The sequence below is a fragment of the Agromyces sp. Y782 genome (assembly GCF_059445405.1).
This window is the reverse complement of record NZ_JCAIUG010000001.1, coordinates 2,257,807-2,280,494: the sequence shown is the minus strand read 5'-3', so window position 1 is coordinate 2,280,494 and position 22,688 is coordinate 2,257,807. Positions and strand designations below refer to the sequence as shown.

18 protein-coding genes are annotated in these 22,688 nt (G+C 69.9%); 8 read left to right on the top strand and 10 right to left on the bottom strand.

Annotated elements, in window-relative coordinates; genetic code table 11:
- Positions 1–5: 5 nt before the first annotated feature.
- Complete coding sequence (locus tag AC1C2S_RS10540; protein ID WP_495352472.1) at positions 6–2,147, top strand: RecQ family ATP-dependent DNA helicase; 2,142 nt, start codon at positions 6–8, stop codon at positions 2,145–2,147.
- Positions 2,148–2,154: 7 nt separating this feature from the next.
- Here AC1C2S_RS10540 and AC1C2S_RS10535 read toward each other — a convergent pair whose 3' ends face one another.
- The 8 genes from AC1C2S_RS10535 to AC1C2S_RS10500 form a co-directional block, all read right to left on the bottom strand.
- Positions 2,155–2,541, bottom strand: a complete 387-nt coding sequence (locus tag AC1C2S_RS10535) for a hypothetical protein (RefSeq protein WP_495352471.1) — start codon at positions 2,539–2,541, stop codon at positions 2,155–2,157.
- 44 nt (positions 2,542–2,585) lie between these two features.
- A complete protein-coding gene (gene paaZ, locus AC1C2S_RS10530) occupies positions 2,586–4,805 on the bottom strand; it encodes a phenylacetic acid degradation bifunctional protein PaaZ (RefSeq protein WP_495352470.1) in 2,220 nt (739 codons plus the stop codon).
- A 187-nt stretch (positions 4,806–4,992) separates the two neighbouring features.
- Positions 4,993–5,862, bottom strand: coding sequence for a 3-hydroxyacyl-CoA dehydrogenase family protein (locus tag AC1C2S_RS10525; protein WP_495352469.1), 870 nt, complete (start codon positions 5,860–5,862; stop codon positions 4,993–4,995).
- Positions 5,859–6,638 (bottom strand): enoyl-CoA hydratase/isomerase family protein, encoded by a 780-nt coding sequence (locus AC1C2S_RS10520; protein ID WP_495352468.1) that lies wholly within the window; start codon positions 6,636–6,638, stop codon positions 5,859–5,861. The genes AC1C2S_RS10525 and AC1C2S_RS10520 overlap by 4 nt, the downstream gene beginning before the upstream one ends.
- A gap of 26 nt (positions 6,639–6,664) precedes the next feature.
- Complete coding sequence (locus tag AC1C2S_RS10515) at positions 6,665–7,873, bottom strand: acetyl-CoA C-acyltransferase (protein ID WP_495352467.1); 1,209 nt, start codon at positions 7,871–7,873, stop codon at positions 6,665–6,667.
- 239 nt (positions 7,874–8,112) lie between these two features.
- Positions 8,113–9,207 carry a medium chain dehydrogenase/reductase family protein gene (locus AC1C2S_RS10510; RefSeq protein WP_495352466.1) on the bottom strand — a complete coding sequence of 365 codons (1,095 nt, stop codon included), beginning with the start codon at positions 9,205–9,207 and terminating at the stop codon, positions 8,113–8,115.
- A 209-nt stretch (positions 9,208–9,416) separates the two neighbouring features.
- Entirely contained in the window at positions 9,417–11,957 is a 2,541-nt protein-coding gene (locus AC1C2S_RS10505) for a DEAD/DEAH box helicase (RefSeq protein ID WP_495352465.1), read from the bottom strand.
- Between the two features lie 275 nt (positions 11,958–12,232).
- Positions 12,233–12,832, bottom strand: coding sequence for a hypothetical protein (locus AC1C2S_RS10500; protein WP_495352464.1), 600 nt, complete (start codon positions 12,830–12,832; stop codon positions 12,233–12,235).
- A gap of 231 nt (positions 12,833–13,063) precedes the next feature.
- On the opposite strand from AC1C2S_RS10500, the gene AC1C2S_RS10495 reads away from it, so the two are divergent.
- From AC1C2S_RS10495 to AC1C2S_RS10485, 3 genes are all read left to right on the top strand, one after another.
- Positions 13,064–13,354, top strand: coding sequence for a hypothetical protein (locus AC1C2S_RS10495; protein WP_495352463.1), 291 nt, complete (start codon positions 13,064–13,066; stop codon positions 13,352–13,354).
- 76 nt (positions 13,355–13,430) lie between these two features.
- On the top strand, positions 13,431–13,562 hold the full coding sequence (locus AC1C2S_RS10490) for a hypothetical protein (RefSeq protein WP_495352462.1): 132 nt from the start codon (positions 13,431–13,433) through the stop codon (positions 13,560–13,562).
- A gap of 67 nt (positions 13,563–13,629) precedes the next feature.
- Entirely contained in the window at positions 13,630–14,676 is a 1,047-nt protein-coding gene (locus AC1C2S_RS10485; RefSeq protein ID WP_495352461.1) for an alpha/beta hydrolase, read from the top strand.
- 19 nt (positions 14,677–14,695) lie between these two features.
- On the opposite strand, the gene AC1C2S_RS10480 is transcribed toward AC1C2S_RS10485, so the two are convergent.
- On the bottom strand, positions 14,696–15,664 hold the full coding sequence (locus AC1C2S_RS10480; RefSeq protein ID WP_495352460.1) for a DUF2510 domain-containing protein: 969 nt from the start codon (positions 15,662–15,664) through the stop codon (positions 14,696–14,698).
- Positions 15,665–15,831: 167 nt separating this feature from the next.
- On the opposite strand from AC1C2S_RS10480, the gene AC1C2S_RS10475 reads away from it, so the two are divergent.
- The 3 genes from AC1C2S_RS10475 to AC1C2S_RS10465 all read left to right on the top strand — a co-directional run bounded on the left by AC1C2S_RS10475 (position 15,832) and on the right by AC1C2S_RS10465 (position 18,914).
- The gene (locus tag AC1C2S_RS10475) at positions 15,832–16,902 is read left to right on the top strand and encodes a YihY/virulence factor BrkB family protein (RefSeq protein ID WP_495352459.1); all 1,071 of its coding nucleotides are present in this window, start codon (positions 15,832–15,834) and stop codon (positions 16,900–16,902) included.
- A 90-nt stretch (positions 16,903–16,992) separates the two neighbouring features.
- On the top strand, positions 16,993–18,246 hold the full coding sequence (locus tag AC1C2S_RS10470) for a sensor histidine kinase (protein ID WP_495352458.1): 1,254 nt from the start codon (positions 16,993–16,995) through the stop codon (positions 18,244–18,246).
- Complete coding sequence (locus AC1C2S_RS10465) at positions 18,243–18,914, top strand: response regulator (RefSeq protein WP_495352457.1); 672 nt, start codon at positions 18,243–18,245, stop codon at positions 18,912–18,914. Before AC1C2S_RS10470 ends, AC1C2S_RS10465 begins: the two co-directional genes overlap by 4 nt.
- Positions 18,915–19,134: 220 nt before the next feature.
- On the opposite strand, the gene AC1C2S_RS10460 is transcribed toward AC1C2S_RS10465, so the two are convergent.
- Entirely contained in the window at positions 19,135–21,009 is a 1,875-nt protein-coding gene (locus AC1C2S_RS10460; RefSeq protein WP_495352456.1) for an alkyl/aryl-sulfatase, read from the bottom strand.
- A gap of 154 nt (positions 21,010–21,163) precedes the next feature.
- Here AC1C2S_RS10460 and AC1C2S_RS10455 point away from each other — a divergent pair, with 154 nt between their 5' ends.
- Positions 21,164–22,633, top strand: coding sequence for an acyltransferase family protein (locus AC1C2S_RS10455; RefSeq protein ID WP_495352455.1), 1,470 nt, complete (start codon positions 21,164–21,166; stop codon positions 22,631–22,633).
- Positions 22,634–22,688 lie beyond the last annotated feature (55 nt).

Sequence of the window (22,688 nt, the reverse complement as noted above, 5' to 3'; positions counted from 1 at the left end):
GAGGGATGACTTTCGCCGCGACGCCCGCCGACACCCGCGACGCCGCTCTCGCAGCACTGCGCGAACTCGTGGGGCGCTCCGACGCCGAGTTCCACGACGGGCAGTACGAAGCAATCGAGGCACTCGTCGAGGGGCGGCGGCGAGCGCTCGTCGTGCAGCGCACCGGGTGGGGCAAGTCGGCGGTGTATTTCGTCGCGACCTTGCTGCTACGCCGGCAGGGCGCCGGACCGACGGTGCTCGTCTCACCGCTGCTGGCGCTCATGCGCGACCAGATCGCCGCTGCTGAGCGTGCAGGTGTGCGGGCCGTGGCGATCAACTCGACGAATGCGCACGAGTGGAGCGATGTGCTCGCACAACTCGACCGCGACGAGGTCGACGTGCTGCTGGTCTCACCCGAGCGGCTCAACAATCCCGCCTTCCGCGAGCAGCAGCTGCCGGCCCTCGTGCGGCGCATCGGCATGCTCGTCGTCGATGAGGCGCACTGCATCAGCGACTGGGGGCACGACTTCCGGCCCGACTACCGGCGACTGCGCGACCTCATCGCGCAGATGCCGGCCGAAGTGCCGGTGCTCGCCACGACCGCAACGGCGAACAGCCGCGTCGTGGCGGATGTCGCGGAGCAACTCGGCACCGGCTCGGCCGACGCTACCGGCGCCGACAGCACCGGGGCGGGCCCCGAGGTGCTCACCATTCGCGGGCCTCTCGCCCGCGCGTCGCTGCGACTCGGGGTGCTGCGGCTGCCCGACTCTCCGAGCCGTCTGGCGTGGCTGCTCAGCCACCTCGACGATCTCCCCGGCTCGGGCATCATCTACACGTTGACCGTGGCGGCGGCCAACGACACTGCGCGCCTGCTGCGCGATCGCGGGCATGAGGTGCGCGCCTACACCGGGCAGACCGACACCGACGAGCGCACCGAGTCCGAGGGAATGTTGAAGCGCAACGAGGTGAAGGCGCTCGTCGCCACGAGCGCGCTCGGCATGGGCTTCGACAAGCCCGACCTCGGATTCGTGCTGCACCTCGGCGCGCCATCGTCGCCCGTCGCCTACTACCAGCAGGTAGGCCGAGCCGGCCGAGCGAGCGAGAGCGCCGACGTGTTGTTGCTTCCCGGCACCGAAGACGCCGCCATCTGGCACTACTTCGCGACGGCCTCGATGCCCGATCAGGAGCGCGCCGAGCGCGTGATCGCTGCACTCGGCGAGACGCCCGTCTCGACGCCCGCGCTCGAGGCGATGGTCGATATCCGTCGCACGCCGCTCGAGCTGCTGCTCAAGGTGCTCGACGTCGACGGTGCCGTGCGCCGCGTGCAGGGTGGCTGGGTCGCGACCGGTGAGCCGTGGGTCTACGACGCCGAACGCTACGAACGCATCGCCGCCGAGCGTCTCGCCGAGCAGCAGCACATGATCGAGTACGAGCAGACCGACGGATGTCGCATGGAGTTCCTCCAACGCTCCCTCGACGACGACACGGCAGCGCCCTGCGGGCGGTGCGACAACTGCGCCGGCGTCTGGTTCCCACGTGAGATCGCGGCATCCGCAAGCGCGACGGCGGCCGAGTCGCTCGACCGTGTCGGCGTGCCGATCGAGTCCCGGCGCGCGTGGCCGACGGGAGCCGACCGGCTCGGTGTTCCCGTGAAGGGGCGCATCGCCCCGGCCGAGCAGGCCGGCGAAGGCCGTGCGCTCGCCAGGCTCACCGATCTCGGCTGGGGCGGCACCTTGCGCGACCTGTTCGCGCCGGGCAACCCCGACGCCCCTATCTCGCCGCAGGTGCTCGCGGCGTGCGTGCGCGTGCTCGCCGACTGGGGGTGGGCGGAGCGCCCAGTGGCAGTCGTCGCCATGCCGTCGCGCTCACGACCGCTGCTCGTCGACTCGCTCGCCCGAGGCATCGCCGAGGTCGGGCGATTGCCGTACCTCGGGGCGCTCGCGCACTCGGGCGGCGGCCCGACGGGCCAGCCGGGCGGCAACAGTGCGTTCCGGCTCGCCGGCCTCTGGGATCGCTTCACCGCCGAGGGCCTCGACGTGCCGGCCGGCGGGGTGCTCCTCGTCGACGACCAGGCCGACAGCCGCTGGACGCTGACGATCGCCGCTCGCGTGCTCCGTCAGGCGGGCGCGACCTCGGTGCTGCCGTTCGTGCTCGCGCTCCGCGGCTGAGAGGGTCTCACGCACGTCCGCGCGCGTGATCGCTCCGCGCGAGGAACGTCGCCGCGACGATCGTCACGAGGCAGAGCACAGCGGAGACGATCGTCCTGGCCACATCACCCTGGACCGCCCCGATGAACGCATCGATGCCCTGCACGATCGTCATCGCGACGGCGATCGCGAGCAGCGCGTCATCCGATCGGAACAGCGGTGCGATGAGCGCGAGCACGACGAGCGCCGTGCTCCGCGCGGCCGCGTAGAGCGCATTCGCGTTGGACGCCTCGACCCCACCGTCGATCACGGCGAGCATGGAGTAGGTCACGCTGAACCCCGCACTGACGATGACCACGGCGTAACAGATCCAGAAAGCAGCGCCGCGGGCGGCGATCTGCGTCGATTCGCTCATGCGTTCAGCGTGGAGGTCGAACGGGCGGGCGTCAAGCCGCCATGTCACGCGATCGGCGCGAGCTCCTTCGCGACGAGGGTGAGCACGTCGTACGACGCCACGAGCTCGTCGTTCTGGTTGCGCAGCACCGCGTCCCACCGCACCTCGCCGTACTCGTCGGTCTCGCGCGGTGTGATCTGCTTCGCCGTGAGCTCGACGCGGATCGAGTCGCCGGGCGACACCGGCGTGACGAAGCGCAGGTTTTCGAGCCCCGAGTTCGCGAGCACGGGCCCCGGCGCCGCGTCCACGAAGAGGCCCGCCGCCCACGACACGAGCAGGTAGCCGTGCGCGACACGGCCTGGGAAGAACGGGTTCGCGGATGCCGCGGCCTCGTCCATGTGCGCGTAGAACGTGTCGCCCGTGAATGCCGCGAACGTCTCGATGTCGTCGAGGGTCACCGTGCGCGAACCCGAGACGACCTGGTCGCCGATGCGGAGCTCGGCGAGCGACTTGCGGAACGGGTGCCCGCCGTCGGGCTGCGATGCCGCCCCCGCGTGCCACACACCGGTGAGCGCGGTGAGCATCGCCGGTGAACCCTGCACCGCGGTGCGCTGCATGTGGTGCAGCACCGCACGGATGCCGCCGAGCTCTTCGCCGCCGCCGGCGCGCCCGGGGCCGCCGTGCACGAGGGTCGGCAGCGGCGAGCCGTGGCCCGTCGAGGAGCGCGCGTCGTCGCGGTCGAGGAACAGCACGCGCCCGTTGTAGGCGGCGATGCCGCCCGCCAGGGCCACGGCGATCTCGGGGTCGTGCGTCGCGACGCTCGTCACGAGCGATCCGCCGCCCCGTGCCACGAGGGCGACGGCCTCAGCGACCGAGTCGTAGCCGACGATCGACGCGACCGGACCGAACGCCTCCACCTCGTGCAGAGCCGGGCTCGCGGCATCCGTGAATCGCAGCAGCATCGGCGCGACGAAAGCGCCCTCGGACGCCGCGCTTCTCACGCCGTCGGGCAGGCCGACGCTCGGGGCATCCGTCGACCCGATGACGAGCTCACCGCCGCCGGCTTCGAGCCTGCCGACCTGACGCAGCACCTCGTCGCGCTGCGCGAGCGAGGCGAGCGGTCCCATCGTCACACCCTCGGCGCGCGGGTCGCCGACGACGACACGTTCGGCGATGCGCGCACGCACGGCGTCGATGACCGAGTCGACGGATGCCTCGGGCACGATCGCGCGGCGAATCGCCGTGCACTTCTGCCCCGCCTTCGTCGTCATCTCGGTGACGAGTTGCTTGACGTACGCGTCGAACTCGGGGGTGCCGGCGACGGCATCCGTGCCGAGCACGCTCGCGTTGATCGAGTCGGTCTCGCTCGTGAATCGCACACCACCGGTCTGCACCGAGTCATGCGCGCGGAGGTTCTCGGCGGTCGATGCCGAGCCGGTGAAGGCCACGAGATCGCCGAGCCGAAGGTGGTCGAAGAGCGTCGGCACGCTGCCGGAGACGAGTTGCAGCGAGCCTTCGGGCAGCAGCCCCGACTCGACGAGGATGCGCACGAACGCCTCGGCGAGGTATCCGGTCGGCGTCGCGGGCTTCACGAGAGTGGGCACGCCCGCGAGGAACGCCGGGGCGAACTTCTCGAGCGAGCCCCACACGGGAAAGTTGAAGGCGTTGATCTGCACGGCAACGCCCGGCAGGCGGGTGTAGATATGCCGTCCGAGGAATGAGCCGTCTTTCGAGAGGTTCTCGACGGCACCGTCGACGTAGACCATCGAGTTCGGCATCTCGCGCCGGCCCTTCGACGAGTACGTGAAGAGCACGCCGATGCCGCCGTCGATGTCGACCCACGAGTCCTGCTTCGTCGCACCCGTTCGCGAAGACAGCTCGTAGAGCTCGCCCTTGCGCTCGGTGAGCGCGAGCGCCATCTGCTTCAGCAGCACCGCACGCTGGTGGAAGGTCAGCTCGCCGAGCGAGGCCTGCCCGACGGTGCGGGCGTACTCGAGCGCGCCGCCGAGGTCGAGTCCCTCGGTCGAGACGCGTGTGACGACCTCGCCCGTTGATGCGTCCCGCACGTCAACACCGGCGGCACCCAGCACCTCACCTGCTGATGCGTCCCGCACGTCCACCTCACCTGCTGATGCGTCCCGCGCATCAACACCAGCGGCACCCACCACCTCACCTGCTGATGCGTCCCGCGCATCAACACCTGAGTCCGCCGCCGTGCCACCTCCGGACGATGCCGGCGGCGTCCACCACGTGCCGTTCACATAGCTCGGCAGGATCGTGTTCATCGGGGATGCCTTTCGTTGGACGGGCGTCGAGACGTCGCAAATGGCGACCCGGCGAAAGAGGAAGTCGCCATTTGCGACGTTTCGACGTCAGTGTCAGTGTCAGTGTCGACGTCGGTGTCGGTGTCGGTGTCGGTGTCGGTGTCGGTGTCGCCGAGCGCCGAGCGCACGGGCGGGAGCAAGCGGGAGATCACGGGGCATCCCACAGGTAGAAGCCCTCGCCGGTCTTGCGCCCGAGCTTGCCCTCGGCGACCATACGGCGCAGCAGCGCGGGCGGCGCGAAGCGTTCGCCGAGCGTTGCCGAGAGGTACTCGGCGATGCCGAGCCGCACGTCGAGACCGACGATGTCGGTCAGACGCAGCGGCCCGATCGGATGCTTGTAGCCGAGGCTCATCGCGGCGTCGATGTCTTCAGCCGACGCGACGCCGTCTTCGAGCATGCGGATCGCTTCCAGCCCGAGCGCGACGCCCAGCCGAGACGAGGCGAACCCCGGGGCATCCGCGACGATGATCGGGGTCTTGCCGATGGCGTGCACCCAACCCCGAGCCTCTTCCACGAGCGGCCCATCGGTCGCGCGGCCTCGCACGATCTCGACGAGCGTCGACGCGGGCACGGGGTTGAAGAAGTGCAGGCCGAGGAACCGCTCGGGCCGGTCGAGCAACGCCGCGAGCTGGTCGATCGAGATCGACGAAGTGTTCGACGCGAGCGCCGCGCCGGGCGCGAGCACCGACTCGACGCGCGTGAGCGCGTCGATCTTCAGTTCGAGGTCTTCGGGCACCGCCTCGACGACGAGGTCGCAACGGGCGAAGTCCCCGACATCGGTCGACGCGGCGAAGCGAGCGGCGATGGCGCTCTCGTCATCGTCGGCGGTGCCTCGGGCGACGGATGCCGCGACGGACTCGAGCACACGGGCCGACGCCGCGCCCGCGGCATCCGCATCGCGCTCGACGACGGTGACACGGGAGCCCGCGAGCAGGAAGGCGTGCGCGATGCCGGCGCCCATGCGCCCGCCCCCGAGCACGCCGACGTCGGCGGGAGCTCCGGTGTCGGTCTCGTTCACGTGCGTTTCCTCTCGAGGAACTCGGTCATGCGGCGCAACTTCTCGGGGCTCTCGAAGAGCACGGCCTGCTCCTCGAGATCGACGGCGGGGTGCGCATCGCGCGGTGCGCGGAACACCCGCTTCGTCGCGATCGTCGCGGCGCGATCGTTGCGGGAGATTCGGTCGGCGATCGCATGCGCGGCGGGCAGCAGCTCGTCGGCCGGATTCAGCTCGCTCACGAGCCCGATCTCGAGCGCCTCGGCCGCGCCCACGGTGCGACCGGTGAGCAGCAACTCGATCGCGCGGGCGTCGCCGACGATCTGCTTCAACCGCCAGCTCGCGCCGGCCGCGGCGATGATGCCGAGGCCGGTCTCGGGGTTGCCGATCTTCAGCGCAGGCGTCGCGATGCGGATGTCAGCGGCATACGCGAGCTCCGCGCCGCCGCCGAGCGCGTACCCGTCGAGCGCCGCGATCACGGGCATCGGCAGCAGCGCGAGTCGCACGAAGGCGTTCGCGTTGATGCCCGCGCGCGCGTCATCCGCTCGTCGTTCGCGGAGCTCGGCGATGTCGGCGCCGGAGGCGAAGACGCCGCCCGCGCCCGTGAGGATGAGCGTGCGCGGGATCGCCTCGAGTTCGGCGCAGAGCACGTGCAGGGCGTCGATCGTTGCCTGGTCGATCGCATTGCGCTTCTCGGGCCGGTTGAGCGTGGCGACGACGCGGTCGTCGTGCCGCTCGACGAGCAGCGGACTCTCGTTCGCTGAGCCTGTCGAAGCGGATCCGCCGCCCACGGTGCTCACTTCGGCAAGCTCATGACTCTCGCGCATCAGACCCGCTCCACGATGAGCGCGGTGCCCTGGCCGACGCCGACGCACATCGTGGCGAGGCCGTAGCGCGAGCCCTCGCGCTCCATGCGGCCGAGCAGCGTCACGACGAGGCGCGAGCCCGAGGAACCGAGCGGATGCCCCAGGGCGATCGCCCCGCCGTCGGCGTTGACTCGCGATTCGTCGAGCCCGAGGCGGCGCATGGCGGCGATCGATTGCGTGGCGAACGCCTCGTTGAGCTCGATCGAGCCGATCTCGTCGAGATCGATGCCGGCGCGCTCGAGTGCCTTCTCGGTCGCGGGCACGGGGCCGAGACCCATGATCTCGGGTGCGAGGCCGACGCTCGTGCCCACCACGATGCGAGCCCTCGGCGTGAGACCGTAGCGTTCGACGGCCTCACCGCTGGCGACGAGTATCGCGGATGCCCCGTCGTTCAGCGCGCTCGAATTGCCCGCGGTGACCACCCCACCGCCCGGCACGACGGTGCGCAGGCGCGCGAGCCCCTCGAGCGTCGTCTCCGGGCGTGGCCCCTCATCGACGCGCACCTCGCCATGCGCGGTCGGAACGCCGACGATCTCGGCTTCGAACCGCCCCGCCGCGATGGCCGCCGCAGCCCGCTGTTGCGAGCGCAGCGCGAACGCGTCGGCCTCCTCGCGGGTGATGCCGTCGATGCGCGCGACCTCTTCTGCCGTCTCGGGCATCGAGTACGTCGCCTTGTCGCGCGCCAGGAGCTCGGGATTCGGAAAGCGCCAGCCGATCGACGTGTCGTGCGTCGCGCCGGGCCGGGCCCAGGCCTTTTCGGGCTTCGCCTGCACCCACGGCGCCCGCGTCATCGACTCGACGCCGCCCGCGATGATGAGGTCGGCATCACCGGCACGGATCGCCTGCGCGGCCATCGTGATCGCCGACATGCCCGATGCGCAGAGGCGGTTGACCGTGATGCCGGGAATCTCGTCGGGAAGCCCGGCGAGCAGCACCGCCATGCGTGCGACGTTGCGGTTGTCTTCGCCCGCCTGATTGGCGGCGCCGAGGATGACCTCATCGATCGCGCCGAGCTCGCCCGCGACGTCGAGCCGGGTGCGCCGCACGAGCTCGCCGACGACGAGCGCCGCGAGGTCGTCGGGACGCACGGCGGCGAGGGCGCCGCCATAGCGCCCGACGGGCGTGCGAACGCCATCGACGAGGTAGGCATCGGCCGTGGCGCTGTTCATGGGCACCCTCTCTTGACAACACTGTCTGTTGTGGAACGCTGCTCCCAGCGTAGGCAGGGAATCGCGGCATCCGCTGGTCGGAATTAGTGACCGATCGTTCAGGAAATAATTATGGCAAATGGATGTCGCGGGCGCCACCCTGCCCGATCGCAGATGCCCGAGCGATCCGGCCCGACCCGATCGCTGATCGACTCAGCGCGGCGTGGAGCGCCTGGGCCGTGATGGTGTGGAGGTGAGCCTCAGTTCGCGTTCGGCTCGAGAATCACTTTCCCTGTCACGCCGCGCGACTCCGCGAAACGAAGCGCCGTCGCGATCTCGGTCAGCGGGTAGCGCGCAGCGATCCGCGCTGTGACATCTCCCGCGGCGGCGAAGTCGAAGACTTGGCTCAGCGCATCGCGGAGGCGAGCAGAGAAGCGAGCGCGGTTCCGCTTGCCCGCCCAGAAATTGTAGAAGTGCGTCGAGCGCCCGTTCGGCAGCACCTGCCACCAGATCAGACGAGCGACGAGCTTCAAGACCGGGATGCGGGCGTTCCCGGTCTCGTTCAGAGTGCCCGCCGTGCCGTAGGCGACGAGCGTGCCGCCGCGCCGCACGAGGCGGAATGAGACAGCGATGCCCGGGCCTCCGACGTGGTCGAACACTGCGTCCACCCCTTCTGGGGCGATGCCGCGTATCTGCTCCTCGATGTCGCCGGCGTAGTCGACGGGTATCGCGCCGAGCTCCTCGATCGCGCGAGCACTCCGGGAGGATCCGGTGCCGATCACCCGCACACCTGCGAGACGCGCCAGCTGGACCAGGACGGAGCCGACACCCCCGTTGGCACCGTGAACGAGAATCGTCTGACCGGAACCAACACGAGCGACGTCGTGAAGCATCTGCCACGCGGTCACGCCGTTGACGACGAAACACTCCGCAGCCGCGGCATCCAAACCGGCGGGAACGGTCACGACCTCTTCGGATGGCACGATCGCCCTCGTACTCCAGCCGCCCGTCTTCGTCACGGCAGCGACGCGCGTGCCAACCAATCCCATATCGGCGTCCGAGCCGGCGGCTTCCACGATTCCGACCAGGTCGTAACCGGGCACGAAGGGGAAGGGGGGCTGGTCGTAGTACTTCCCCCGCCGCATCTGCTGTTCGGCAAACGAGATCCCGGTCGCCTCGACCCGCACAAGCAATTCCCCCTTCCCCGGGGTGCCAAGCGACCGCGACAGCGGGGCCAGGCTTTCGGGCTCGACGATCCCGGGCAGAACAACTGCTTCCGTCATCACTGCGGTGCGAGTCATTTCGTCCTCCGTTTGAGTAGATTCCAACTGATGGGTGAGTGGCTCACCACTCACCTTATCCCAATAAGGGAGTGATTGTACACTCACTTCACGACGGCGCCGATGCGCGCCTGGTGGCGGACCGCCCCGTGCTGCTCATCCGGGTGCACGCACAGTCGGTCGCCGGCGTCACCGTATCGCGATCCGACGGACGGGCGGCGATACGACGAAGGCCCGCGTCCGGTGGACGCGAGCCTTCGTGCAGATCAGAGCGAGCGGATGCCTCAGCTCGCGCGATCGTCGGCGACGACGTCGATCTCGACGACCTCGACCGCTTCGACGATCTCGATGGCCTCGGCGTCGGCGTCGGCGTCGGCGTCGGGCGACTCGACTGCCACCTCGGCCTCAGTCTCGACTTCGGCTTCGGTCGTTTCGACGACGGCCGCGAGCGACTCGACAGCGGCCTCGGCCGCGGCCTCGACCGACCCAGTCGCCGCGCCACTCTCGAGCTCGCCAATGAAGTCGTCGCCGAGACGCATGTCGACGAACTCGACGTCGATCTCGGCTCGGTCGAGCAGCTCGGTCATGCGACGCTGGCGGTTGCGCGGGATGAGCGTCACGACCCGGCCGGCCTTGCCCGCGCGGCCGGTGCGGCCGGAGCGGTGCAGGTAGGTCTTGTACTCGTCGGGCGCGTCGGCCTGGATCACGAGGTCGATGTCATCGACGTGGATGCCGCGTGCTGCGACATCCGTTGCCACCAGCACGTTGACACGGCCCGAGGTCAGCTGCTGCAGGTTGCGGGTACGACGCGACTGGTTCAGGTCGCCGTGCAGGGCGACGGCTCGGATGCCGTAGTCCTCGAGGTGCCCGGTGAGGTCTTCGGCGAACGCGCGGGTGCGGCTGAAGACGAGCGTCTTGCCCTCGCGGTTCGCGAGCTCGGCGACGATATCGCGCTTCTCGTGGTTGCCGATGACGAACACTCGGTGCTCGATCGTCGACGAGGCCTGGTCTTCACCGGCGACCTCGTGCACGGCCGGCTCGACGAGGAACTCGTCGACGAGCGTGGCGACGCCCTTGTCGAGGGTCGCCGAGAAGAGCAGCTTCTGGCCGCCGGCGGCGGTGTGGCGGAGGATCCGCTGCACCGGCTCGAGGAAGCCGAGGTCGCACATGTGGTCGGCCTCGTCGATGACGGTGATGACGACCTCGGAGAGGTCGAGTCGACGCTGCTCGATGAGGTCTTCGATGCGACCGGGGGTGCCGATCACGATGTCGACGCCGCGCTGCAGCGCGCCGACCTGGCGCTGCTGGGGTACACCGCCGTAGATCTGCGTCGTGAAGAGACCGACGCTCTGCGCGATCGGCTGCACCGTGCGGTCGATCTGCAGGGCGAGCTCACGGGTCGGCGCGAGGATCAGCGCGCGGGGCTTCCGGCCCATCTGGCGCTTGCCGCCGGACTTGCCGGACTCGGCCCACATGGCCATGAGGCGCTCGACGGTGGGTGCGCCGAAGGCGATGGTCTTGCCCGAGCCGGTCTTGCCACGGCCGAGCACGTCGCGACCCTCGAGTACGACCGGGATGGTCGCGGCCTGGATCGGGAACGGTGCGTCCGCGCCGAGGTCTTTGAGTGCGCGCACGACGTTGCCGCCGAGGCCGAGGTCGGCGAAGCTCACACCGTCGGTGTCGGTGGCCTGGATGGCCTCGGCCTCGAGGCGCTCGAGCACGACGTCGTCGTTCGTCGAGAAGCCGTGGCCCTTCTCCTTCGCCGGGTAGAAGCTCGACTCGCGTCGACCCGAGTCCTTGAAGCCGGGGCGGTCGACCTCGCGGCGGGGAGCACGGTCGTCACGGTCGTACGAGCGGGCCGGGCGGTCGTTGCGGTCGAACGAACGCGCGGGGCGGTCGTTCCGGTCGTTCCGGTCATTGCGGTCGAACGAACGCGCAGGGCGCTCGTCGCGGTCGCGGCGGGGTGCGCGGTCGTCACGGTCGAAGGAACGCGCGGGGCGGTCCTCGCGGTACGCGGGGCGAGCCGGGCGGTCGTTCCGGTCGTTGCGATCCCCGGTACGCGGCGCGCGGTCGTCGCGGTCGAAGGAACGCGCGGGGCGCTCGCTACGGTCGTTCCGGTCGAACGACCGCGGTGCACGATCGTTGCGGTCGAACGAACGCGCAGGGCGCTCGGTACGGTCGTTCCGGTCGAACGAACGCGGCGCGCGGTCGTTGCGGTCGCCGGTGCGAGGGGCGCGGTCGTCACGGTCGCCGGTGCGAGGGGCACGGTCGTCACGGTCGTACGAACGCGCGGGACGCTCACTACGGTCATTGCGATCGAACGAGCGCGGTGCACGGTCGTTGCGGTCGAACGAACGCGCGGGGCGCTCATTGCGATCGGAGGAGGTGCGGGGGGCACGATCGTCGCGGTCGTACGAACGCGCAGGGCGCTCGTTGCGATCGAAGGAGCGAGGGGCGCGATCATCGCGGTCACCCGAGCGGGGCGCACGATCGTCACGATCGTACGAACGCGTGGGGCGGTCCTCGCGGTACGCGGGTCGAGCCGAGCGATCGTTGCGGTCGTACGAACGGGCCGGGCGCTCGTCGCGGCTGTCGCGCTCCGAACGGTGCGGAGCACGGCCGGTGGAGACGCGCTCGTCACGCGACCAGCGTTCCTTCTTCGGAGCCTCGGTCGGCTCGGGGCGGTAGCCGCGGTGGCCCTCGCTGCGCGAGCCGGGCTTCTGCGATCCGGCGCGCGCCGGACCGCCCTTCGAGCCGCCCTTCGCGTACGAGGGATCGAAGTTCTTGGCAGGCCTGCCGCCTTGGGGCTTCTTGTTCTTGGGCATGCTGATGTCTTCCTGGGTTGTACTTGAAGTACATGGCAGGCCCGCCAGGCGCGCGTTGGCGCACAGCAGGTCTGAGAACCCGGAGCATCGTCGACCGGGGCCGTTCACATACGGTGACTATCCGAGGCCTTTGCCCCGAAACCGGCCCATTGGACTCACAAACCCATCCGCGCACAGCGCAGTGTCCAGAACCGACTCGGCTACGATACCGGAAATCGGCTGAGAAAGCGCCTTGCGCGGCATCCGGCCATGTGCACGAAACCGTGGCGACCTGATCAGCCTTCCGTGCTTGCCGCCGGCTCCTCAGTGAGTTCGGTCGGGCCGAAGAGCAGCCATTCGCCGGCAGCACACTCGAAGAAGGCCAGCGTCTCGGTGTCGATGTAGACGTCGCCGTCGGTCGTGCACTTCTCGTTCGAGGGTTCCCCGAGTCCGAGCGTGAGTTGCGTCCCGGGTTCACCCTGTGCGCCGGTCTCCCCCGTCGCGCCGGTGTCACCGGTCGCACCGGTTCCGCCCTTCGCACCGGTCTCCCCTGTCGCACCCGTCGCTCCCGTGAGGTTGGCCGCGGCCGACTCCCGGATGTTCCCGACGGGTTCCCATTCGCCGTTCTGGAACAGGTAGACGTTGGAATTGGAGATGTCGATGTAGACATCGCCCTCGTATCCTTTACCCGATTCGGGCGTCCCGGTTCCGGCGCGAACGGCGGAACCAGCCGGGAGGATCTCCTCGAGAGCCTGCTCGTAGTCGATGAGATCGACCTCGGTCGTCGGTGTCGGCGTCGGCGCCGCGGCTGCGTCCGCCGAGCCCGCGACTCTCGCTCCGAGGAACGCCGCCACGAACGAGAGGACGACGACCGCGGCGCCCACCCAGATGAGCATCGCGCGAGTCGCTCCCGGTGGTGGAGCGGTGGCTGTGGCTTCTGCTGGAGTCGTGCTCGGCGGATTCGTGTCGTCGCTCATCTCTACCCCCAGGTAACGCGCTCCGGTTCGCCAGCGGCCGTACAGGCCGCGTCGCGCTCATCGTACTGAGCCGGTGCGGAGCATCCAGGCCCCGTCGCCGCTCGACACGCCGGAAACCGTGGCGAAACATCGCCGACGTACGCTCCCGGGGTGGACCAGCAACACCCGCCCGTGACCGTCGCCGTCGAACCGCCCCGCCAGCCCGAGGTGGAGCGGCTGCTCGATGGCAGCTCCGCCTACGCGCAGAGCCTGTATCCGCCCGAGAGCAACTTCCTGCTCGACATCGCCACGCTCGAGCAGCCCGAGGTGACCTTCTACGTCGCGCGTGACGGCGAACGCGCCGTCGGCATCGCGGCGCTCGTCATCGACAGCACGACAACGGCGGCGGATGCCCCTGCACCCACGCGCGGCGAACTCAAGCGCATGTTCGTCGACCCGTAGGCGCGGGGCCGCGGCGTCGCGGGCGCGCTGCTGACCCGAGTCGAGGCCGGCGTCGGCGCGCGGCATCCGTCAAATCGTGCTCGAGACCGGCGACCTGCACCACGCCGCCCAGGCGCTCTACACGCGCCACGGCTACCGCGAGATCCCGCAGTTCGGCCAGTACGTCGGCGAACCGCACTCCGTGTGCTTCGCGAAGCGGCTCGCCTGACGGGAAGCGTTTCCAACAGCAGGAGAAGTGAGCTAACATCACTGCACCCCTGAACCCGGAGCCCGGTGTGAACTCGACCCGACGCACAGGCGGTTCAGGCACCCGCGCCCGGCGGGTCGTATGGGCCGTCACAGCTGCTGCAGCCGCCATCGCGAGCGTGAGCGCGCTCTCGGGCTTCCACGTGCAGTTGCGCGAGATCGACCCGAAGGGATCCGACGCCGCGAGCGAACTCACGAGCACCGAGATCATCGGCATCCGCACGTTCACGGCACCCGAGGGCATCACGGTCGACGCCGACCTCGAATACGGCACCCGAGAAGACGGCACGCTGCTGACGCTCGACGTCTGCGTGCCCGCCGACACCGGCCTCGCAGACACCGGCGCCACGGCAACCGGCGTCGCAGCCGAGCTCCTGCCCGCGGTCGTCGCGATCCATGGCGGCAGTTGGGCCCGGGGCGACAAGGCCAACGCCGACTGGCGCAACGTCTGCCTGTGGCTTGCGAGCGAGGGATTCGTCGCGGCATCCGTCAACTATCGACTCGTGCCCGACGCGCACTTCCCGGCCGCGATCGACGACGTCGCACTCGCCGTGGAGTGGCTGCGCGCGACCGAGCAGGCCGAACGGTTCGGCATCGACCCGGCCCGCATCGGCGCGTTCGGCGGCTCGGCCGGAGGCAACCTCGCCGCCCTGCTCGGCACCACCGGCGACGGCCCGCTCGACGAGGGTTCGCGGGTCGCGGCGGTCGCCGAGCTCTCGGGGCCCGTGGGGCTCGGCGCATCGGAGCTCGATGCCGACGGGGCATCCGACTGGCTTCGTCGCATCATCGGCGAATACCTCGATTGCGAACCCGGCGCGAGCGATGAGCAGTGCAGTCAGGCGACGGATGCCTCGGCAGGCCCCCACGCCGACCCGAGCGATCCGCCATTCTTCATCGGCCATGCCGAGGGCGAGATCGTCCCGCTCGGACAGTCGCGGCGGTTCGCCTCGACGTTGGAGGCCGCGGGCGTGCCCGTCGAGCTCGCGGTGGTCGCCGGCGCCGAGCACTCGATCGGGATCCTCGACGAGGCGCTGCGCGCACGGGTCGCGGCATTCCTGCACGCTCACCTCGGGTAGCGCCGCGGCGCTGGCGCACCTACTCGTTGGTGAAGAAGACCTCCTCGCTGTTGAAGTCGCGGGAGATCGCGAGCGTCAGGGAATCGGGATCGGCGACCGACCATGCCGAGTTCCACGTCACTGATTCCCCCGGGAGCACCTCGGTCGGCTCCGTGGCGACGTCGTCGGGAACACCACCGAAGTCGAAGATCTCGCCCGCCCCCTTCTCCGCGGAGTAGAGGGAGAGGGTCATGTACGACAATTCGATGATCTCGTCTGAGTTGTTCTCGACGATCACGGTGAAGTAGACGTTGTCGGCGTACGGCAGATCTGTCGCGTATTCGCTCGTCGTGTACGGCTCGGCCGGTGACACAGTCATCTCGACACCGTCCTCCCAGACCAAGGTCCCGCCGAACGCGACCGTGGTCTCACCCGACTGGACCGCGGGCGAGGGCCAGGTCGCCGCGGGCGGCGTCGTCTCGGGAGCAGAAGAGGCGACAGCGCCGAAGAACGCGCCGGTGGCCACCACCACGCTCACGACGAACACGACGAGACTCACGACGCCGCCTACCACTGCGACACCGAGTGCAGTGAAGGCGGGCCACTTCGCGCCCTTCTGGAAGAGGGCGACGATCGCCAGCGCGACAGCGGCCAGCAGGAGGAACCATCCCACGAACCGAACGACCGGAATGCACGCGACCACGAACCCGAGCACGGCGGCACCGAGCGCGATGAGGCCGAGCACGTTGAGCGTCGAGCCGACGTGCGTGCCACCGGGCGAGCCTACGGCTGGGACCGCGGCGACGCCGACGGCGGGCGCGACGGCGGGCGGTACGGCAGCGGTCGCCGGTTCGACGAATCCCACGGGCTGCGCCGGTGCCGGTGCCGGAGTCGGAGTCGGTGCCACCACGGCCGGCGCGAAATGCACCGTCCATGCTGCGCCATCCCAGTAGCGCAGGCGGCCGGATCCGTCGTCGTACCAGCCAGCTGGGGCGTTCGCGTCAGTCATGACCATGATCCTGTCAGAGCCGGCCCACCCCTGTGGGGCCGCGCGCCTCCTGTCGGTTGAAGGCGGCCGAGGTCGACCGGCGCCTACCCCTGAGCACATGGCTGGGCAAGCCCCTGCGCCGACGGCCGCCGCAACCGTAGGCTCGGAGCGTTCCGATCGGAGATGACATGCCCGACCACGATTCACCCGAACCCGACGAACCCGACGAACCCGACGACTCGCCCGCGCAACTCTCCCGCGGCGACTGGCGTCTCATCTTCACGCGCACGGTGCACGAGTACCGCATCAACCAGGTGCAGGACATCGCCGCCGCACTCACCTTCTATGTGCTGCTCGCGGTGTTCCCCGCGTTGCTCGCGACGCTCGCGCTGCTCGGCATCTTCGGCAGCGCCGAGGCCGTGGTGGACGACGTGTTCGAGGTCGTGCGGGAGCTCGGCGGGGCATCCGTCGTCGATGCACTCGACGAACCCATCGACCAATTGCTGAACGCCTCGCATGCCGGCCTCGCCTTCGCCACCGGACTGCTCGGCACGCTGTGGGCGACGTCGGGCTTCGTCGGTGCGTTCGGCCGCGGCATGAACCGCATCTACGAGGTCGAGGAGGGCCGGCCGTTCTGGGCGATGCGGCCCATGACACTCGCGATCTCGGCGGTGCTTGTGGTGCTCGCCGCCGTCGCGGCCGTCGCCCTCGCGCTGACCGGGCCGGTGGCCGAGGCGGCCGTGCGAGTGCTCGGCCTCGACGAGGGTGCTGCGTTCTGGTGGGACCTCGGCAAGCTTCCCGTGCTCGCCGCGATCGGCATCCTCGTGATGGCGTTGCTGTATTGGGCCGCGCCGAACGTGAAGCGCCGCAACTTCCGCTGGCTGAGCGTCGGCGCCGTCGGCGCGCTGCTCGCCTGGGTGATCGCGACGGGCCTCTTCGCGCTGTACGTGCTCGGGTTCGGCACGTACCAACGCGTCTACGGCGTGCTCGGCGGGGTCATCGTCTTCCTTCTGTGGATCTGGCTCTCGAATCTCGCGATGCTCTTCGGCGCCGTGCTCGACACCGAGGTCGAGCGGGCTCGCCAGCTGCGGGCCGGCATCGCAGCGGAGGAGCACGTGCACCTGCCGCTCCGCGACGACCGGCTCATCGCGAAGAACCGCGAACAGCGCCAACGCGACGTGCGCACCTCTGCCAGCATGCGGCCCGACGTCGTGACAGACGGTGTGACGCCTCCTGCGGGGCGTCGGCCCCACGGGTGAGCGGGCCGGAAACCCTACCGCGGTAGGGGCGCCGAATGGCTCCCAAGAGGGATGCGGCGCCCGAACGGTGCGTGACAGAGTACTGGCATCATGGACCAGATCGACCAGACCAGCCCTCGACCAGCGGATGCCCCGGCCCCTCGCCCGCCCGCACCGCCGCTGCCGCCGCGCGTCGCCGGCCCTGACGAGCGGCAGTTCCGAGCGTGGATGTGGGTGGCGACCTCCCTCCTCGCCGTGCTGCTCCTGTCGGTCGCGGTTCCCCTCGCGGCGACCGTCTACGGGGTGCACCTGCTCGCCGCGTTCGCGACGGGTCTCATGCTCGCCGGTTCCATCCCGCTCGCTGTGCGCCTGCCCTGGGTGGCCGCGGGGGTTGCGACGATCGGCCTGCTCGCCTTCGCGCTGCTCTCCGCCGGTTCCGATGGCGCCCCGTGGCCGTGGCCCGTCACGACGATCATCGGGCAGGGCGCCCTGCTCATCGTGCTCGGCCTCATGCGACCGTGGTGGGTCGGGCTCGCAACCTGGTTCGCCGGCGTGGTCGTCACGATGCCGTTCGCATTCGTCGACGCGGGCGCCGCGGCCAGCATGGTGACGGGCGCCGCCGTCACGGCGCTCGCGCTCGCCGTCGCGGTGCTCCTCGCGCAGTGGCGACTGATCGGTGTCGAGCTCTTCCGTGAGCGCGAGCACTCGGCCACTGAGCAGCAGCGACGAGTGCTCGTCGAAGAACGCAACCGCATCGCCCGCGAACTGCACGACGTCGTCGCGCACGGGCTCTCGATCATCCACGTGCAGGCGACGAGCGCGCCGTACCGGGTCGAAGGTCTGAGCGAGGGGGCCAAGACCGAGTTCGCCGAGATCGCGGTCTCCGCCCGCTCCGCGATGACCGAGATGCGGCAACTGCTCGGGGTGCTGCGCAGTGCCGACGCCGCGGCGGAGACCACACCGCAGCCGGGGCTCGCCCAACTGTCCGAGCTCGCGGCATCCGTCGAACGCGCCGGCGTGCCGGTGAAACTCACGATCGCCGAAGCGTTGCCCGACGCCGGGCTCGCGTCGACAGCCGTGTACCGCATCGTGCAAGAGGCGCTCAGCAACGTCGTGCGGCATGCGCCGGGCGCGTCGACCTTCGTCTCCGTCGAGGTGCTCGCCGACGACCTCGTCGTGTGCATCGAGAACGAGGCGGCGACGGATGCCCCGGGGCCCGACGCGAAGGGCGGCGGCCACGGTCTCATCGGCATCGGCGAGCGCGCTGCCCTGCTCGGCGGGCGCGCCGAGTACGGGGCGCTGCCCGGCGGCGGCTACCGTGTTCTGACGACCCTGCCACTCGGGTCGAATGGAGGAACGGCGTGACGATCTCGGTGCTGATCGCCGACGACCAGGCGATGGTGCGTGCCGGCTTCGCCGCCGTGCTCGGCGCGCAGCCGGGCATCGAGGTCGTCGGGCAGGCGTCAGACGGCGACGAGGCCGTCGCGATGGCGCACGAACTGCGACCCGATGTGGTCGTGATGGACGTGCGGATGCCTGGCCGGAACGGCCTCGAGGCGACCCGGGCCCTGCAGACCCCGCCGCGCTCCACCGACTACGTGCCGCGCGTGCTCATGCTCACGACGTTCGATATCGACGACTACGTCTACGAGGCGCTCCGTGCCGGGGCGAGCGGGTTCCTGCTGAAAGACGCGACGCCCGAAGAACTCGTTGCCGCCGTACGGATCGTCGCCGCAGGCGACGCGCTGCTCGCGCCGAGCGTGACCCGGCGCCTCATCGAGGACTTCGCCCGGTCGGGCCCGCCGCCCCGCCCATCGGGCACGCGTCTCGCCGAGCTCACCGATCGCGAGCGCGAGGTGCTCACTCTCGTCGGCCGCGGACTGTCGAACTCGGAGATCGCCACCGCCCTCTTCATCGCCGAGCAGACGGTGAAGACCCACGTCAGCAAGATCCTGCAGAAGCTGCGGCTTCGCGATCGCGTGCACGCGGTCGTGTTCGCATACGACACGGGGCTCGTGCAGCCCGGCTCCTGATCACCTTTCTGTTGGTCGAGTAGCGAGCGCCAGCGAGCGTATCGAGACCACGCACCCGGGTCTCGATACGCTCCTTCGTCGCTACTCGACCAACGGCACTCCCGAGACCACGCACCGGGTCTCGATACGCTCCTTCGTCGCTACTCGACCAACGACACTCCCGAGACCACGCACCGGGTCTCGATACGCTCCTTCGTCGCTACTCGACCAGCGACACCCGCTACGGGGTCACGATGTCGAACGACGGGTCGCCGGCATCGAGCACGCCGAGCAGCGTCGGCATCGCTCCCGTGTCGCCCGTGACCTCGAGGCCCGGGGATGTCAGGTCGCCGCCGAGGAGCGCGATCATGCGCGCCTTCGTGAGCGTCAGCGTGACATCCGCTGATTCTGCATCGGCCGACTTCTCGACGGCGATGAAGACCCCGTTGTGCAACGATGCCCGGTAGTTCGTGCCGAGGTCGGTGAACGTGACGTCCAACGCGAGCGTCAGATCCCACGCCTTCGGCCCGTTCACCGAGATGGCGATCGCGTCGAAGATCTGTTGTGGGCTCAGCTGCCCGACGATCGCGGGGGCGCTCGTCGCGGTCGGCGTCCCGAAGTTGCCGTCCCGCAGCTCGGTCGCTCCAGAGAGGAAGAAGTTGCGCCACGTGCCGTTCTCGGCGCCGTACGCGAGCTGCTCGAGCGTGTCGGCGTACAGCGCCCGCGCGGCCGCGTGCGATTCGTCGGCGAAGACCGCGTGGTCGAGCAGTGTGGCTGCCCACCTGAAGTCGCCCGCGTCGAATGCCGACTGCGCAACCTCGACGACGCGGTCGATGCCGCCGATCGCGTCGACGTAGCGAGTCGCGAGGTTCGACGGCGTGTGCGACCAGAGCCGCGCGGGGTTGCCGTCGAACCAACCCATGTAGCGCTGGTGGATCGCCTTGATGTCGTGGCTGACCGATCCGTAGTACCCGCGAGCGTTCCACGCGTTCTCGAGTGCCGGCGGCAGCTCGAGCATCTCGGCGATCTCGGTGCCGGTGTAGCCCTGGTTCAGCAGCCGAAGCGTCTGATCGTGCAGATAGGCGTAGAGGTCGCGCTGCAGGCCGATGAACTCGACGATGCGTTCGCCGCCCCACGTCGGCCAGTGGTGCGAGGCGAAGGCCGCGTCGGTCTTGTCGCCGAACGTCTCGATCGCCTCGGTGAGGTACGCCGACCACACGTGCGGGTCGCGCACGAGCGCACCGCGGAGGGTCACCAGGTTGTGCAGGGTGTGCGTCGCGTTCTCGGCCATGCACAGTGCCCGGTACCGCGGGAAGTAGAAGTGCATCTCGGCCGGCGCCTCGGTGCCGGGCGCCATCTGGAACTCGATCTCGACGCCGTCGATGGTGTGCGTCTCGCCGGTCGTCGTGACCTCGAGCGTCGGCACGATCAGGCCGACCTCTCCACTCGAGGTGGTCTGACCGAGCCCTGCCCCGACCTGGCCCTGCGGACCGCGATCGAGCACTGCGCCGTACATGTATCCGGCGCGGCGCGCCATGGCGGTGCCGGCGTAGACGTTCTCGGCCACGGCATGCCCCACGAACCCCTCGGGGGCGAGCACCGCGATCGTGCCGGCGTCGACCTCCGCCTGGGTCGCGACGCCGAAGACGCCGCCGAAGTGGTCGACGTGGCTGTGCGAGTAGATGACCGCGACCACCTTCCGGGCGCCCCGGTGCGTGCGGTAGAGCCCGAGGGCGGCGGCGGCCGTCTCGGTGGAGATCAGCGGGTCGATGACGATGACGCCGGTGTCGCCCTCGACGAAGGTGATGTTCGAGAGGTCGAGCCCGCGCACCTGGTAGATGCCCTCGACGACTTCGTAGAGACCCTGCTTGGCGACGAGCGACGACTGCCGCCAGAGGCTGGGGTTCACGGTCGTCGGGGCGTCGCCGGAGATGAACGCGTAGCTGTCGTTGTCCCACACGACCCTGCCGTCGGCCGCGCGCACCACCCCGGGCGCGAGTGCGCCGAGGAACCCGCGATCGGCGTCGGCGAAGTCCTGCGTGTCCGAGAACGGCAATGAGCTGCGCAACGCGTGATGTGCAGCCTCGATCGATGCGGATGCGGGCTTCTGGTCCATGTTCTCCCCCTGAGCGTCAGTGACTGATCCGACTATGGCACCCTCGCCCCTACCCCGGTAGGGGCGCCGAACGGCTCCACGGGGTGATGATCATCCGGCCGCCGCGTTCCTAACCTGCCTGCGTGGGCGGAAGGGCCGCCCGGATGGGCCGATCATGACCGACACCTTCACCCGTTCGCCCCGGATCGCGCCACCCAGTACGGCGACGCCGCGCACCGGGGCATCCGCCCGCCATTCTTCAGGCGTTGCCCGCGACTCGAGCGTCGACGCGATCCGGGCGCTTCTGCTCGTGGTGGTCTTCGCCCTCCACGCGATGATGGTCGGCGTGAGCGTCGGCCCAGACGGCCCCGTGCTGCAGAACGCACTCGAGGGGCAGGCGTGGTTCGGCCCCGTGAGCTGGGTGGTGCAGATCATGCCGCTCTTCTTCATCGCCGGCGGGTTCTCGAGCTTCCACCACTGGCGTTCGATGCGCGCACGAGGGGCGAGCGAAGCCGACTACGTGCGGGCACGTCTCGAACGGCTCGTGCGGCCCGCGATCGCACTCGTCACCGTGGTCGCCGGCGCGCTCGTCGCCCTCAGTCTCGCCGGGCTCGCGCCCGAGCTCGTGGCGACCGCAGGGTTCCGTATCGGCCAGCCGTTGTGGTTCCTCGGCGTGTACGTGCTCACCTCGGCGCTCGTGCCCGTGATGGTGCGCGCGCATGAACGGGCACGGGTGCTCACCCCGTTCGCTCTGCTCGCGGGAGTCGTCGCCGTCGACGTGCTGCGCATCTCGACCGGCGTCGAGGAGATCGGGTTCCTCAACCTGCTGCTGGTGTGGCTGCTCGTGCAGCAGCTCGGCTTCCATCTCGCCGACGGCAGTGTCGACCGGCTCGCACGCACCACGCTCTGGGGCGTGGCCGCGGCATCCCTCGCGCTGCTCGCCGTGCTGACCCTCGCCGGGCCCTACTCACTCGACATGTACGTGAACCTCAACCCGCCGACCGTGTGCCTCGTGGTGCTCGGCATCGCCCAACTCGCGCTCTTCCAGCTGGCACGCCCCAGCATCAGGGCATGGGTGGAGCGAGCGGATGCCTCGCGGCTGATCTCGGCCGTCGGCGAGCGCGCGATGACCGTCTACCTGTGGCACCTGCCCGTGCTGATCCTGCTCGCCGGTGCACTGCTCGTCGCGAACGCCGGATTCGGGCTCCCCCTTCCCGAACCGCTGAGCGTCGAGTGGTGGGCGAGCCGGGCGCTCTGGCTGAGCGTCGCCGCGGCGGTCGTGGTGCCCGTCACCCTGGTGTTCGCACGATTCGAGCGATCGAAGGCGGCGGGGCGCGCAACGTCGGCCGCGACATCCGCCGTTTCGGCGCCCGGCTCGGCGCCCGTTTCGGCGCCCGCGTCGACGACGCCGACCGCATGGTCGACCGCGATCGATGCCGTCTGCGGAGCCGCCGGCGTCGCCGTCGTGCTCGTGACCGGGTTCGGCCCGGTGCAGGCCGTCATCTCGCTCGCGCTGCTCGTGGTCGCGCTGCGCGGCAGTGCGACCGTCTGGGCGGCGGTTCAGCGCGGGTCGCACCGCAGCGGAATCGCGCTCGCGACGACGGCAGCAGCGACGGCAGCAGCGCCGGCAGCCGCGACCGCGTAGATCGCGCCCGCGCGATGCCGCGGCATAGACTGCCATCGGGGGAATGACCGGCGAT

Excerpts from the sequence above, each read along its gene's own strand:
- AC1C2S_RS10540 (WP_495352472.1), top strand. The coding sequence starts at position 6 with ATGACTTTCGCCGCGACGCCCGCCGACACCCGCGACGCCGCTCTCGCA.
- AC1C2S_RS10535 (WP_495352471.1), bottom strand. The coding sequence starts at position 2,541 with ATGAGCGAATCGACGCAGATCGCCGCCCGCGGCGCTGCTTTCTGGATC.
- paaZ (WP_495352470.1), bottom strand. The coding sequence starts at position 4,805 with ATGAACACGATCCTGCCGAGCTATGTGAACGGCACGTGGTGGACGCCG.
- AC1C2S_RS10515 (WP_495352467.1), bottom strand. The coding sequence starts at position 7,873 with ATGAACAGCGCCACGGCCGATGCCTACCTCGTCGATGGCGTTCGCACG.
- AC1C2S_RS10505 (WP_495352465.1), bottom strand. The coding sequence starts at position 11,957 with ATGCCCAAGAACAAGAAGCCCCAAGGCGGCAGGCCTGCCAAGAACTTC.
- AC1C2S_RS10500 (WP_495352464.1), bottom strand. The coding sequence starts at position 12,832 with ATGCTCATCTGGGTGGGCGCCGCGGTCGTCGTCCTCTCGTTCGTGGCG.
- AC1C2S_RS10480 (WP_495352460.1), bottom strand. The coding sequence starts at position 15,664 with ATGACTGACGCGAACGCCCCAGCTGGCTGGTACGACGACGGATCCGGC.
- AC1C2S_RS10475 (WP_495352459.1), top strand. The coding sequence starts at position 15,832 with ATGCCCGACCACGATTCACCCGAACCCGACGAACCCGACGAACCCGAC.
- AC1C2S_RS10470 (WP_495352458.1), top strand. The coding sequence starts at position 16,993 with ATGGACCAGATCGACCAGACCAGCCCTCGACCAGCGGATGCCCCGGCC.
- AC1C2S_RS10460 (WP_495352456.1), bottom strand. The coding sequence starts at position 21,009 with ATGGACCAGAAGCCCGCATCCGCATCGATCGAGGCTGCACATCACGCG.
- AC1C2S_RS10455 (WP_495352455.1), top strand. The coding sequence starts at position 21,164 with ATGACCGACACCTTCACCCGTTCGCCCCGGATCGCGCCACCCAGTACG.